1 protein-coding gene is annotated in these 538 nt (G+C 63.8%); it reads left to right on the top strand.

All coding sequences use genetic code 11. The annotated features are described in order from the left end of the window. Positions 1–104: 104 nt before the first annotated feature. A partial coding sequence (locus DESPIG_RS12630) for a phage tail protein (protein ID WP_006009740.1) occupies positions 105–538 on the top strand: 434 nt, incomplete at its 3' end.

Below are 538 nucleotides of genomic sequence, written 5' to 3' on the forward strand. Positions count from 1 at the left end.
TCCGCTGGGAAAGCCCGACGGAGGATGTGGAGATTCCGGCGGGGGGGCTGGCCGTGCTGGAAGCCCTGGACCTGCAAACGGTCTGGGTGGCGGAGGAATAGGCCATGGCAAGCCCGTTCTGGCAATATTTCCATGACAAGCTGAACTGGCCCGCCATCTTCCGTCCCGGCCCTGTATCGGCGCTGGCGAAGGGGCTGGCGCTGTATATGGATGACGTGCGGGAGGACATTTTGTGGCTTCGCCGCCAGTGGAATCCGGCCACGGCTGACGATGAAAGGATAGCCGCCTACGGGGCCAGCCGGGGCATCCTGCGCACACGCTATGACACGGACGAAAGCTACCGCCTGCGCGTGGTCAACGCTTTTGCCTGGCACAAGCTGGGCGGCAAGGTTCAGGGCTTGGTGCGGATTCTGGCGGAAAACGGCTTTGCGGGCGCGGTCATCGTGCCGGTGAACGACGTGCGCCGCCATGACGCGGCGTTCTCCCATAACGGAGCAGCCACCTACAATGACGGCCTGTGCTGGGCACAGTTTGACGT

This window comes from Desulfovibrio piger ATCC 29098 (genome assembly GCF_000156375.1).
Classification (GTDB): Bacteria; Desulfobacterota; Desulfovibrionia; order Desulfovibrionales; family Desulfovibrionaceae; genus Desulfovibrio; species Desulfovibrio piger.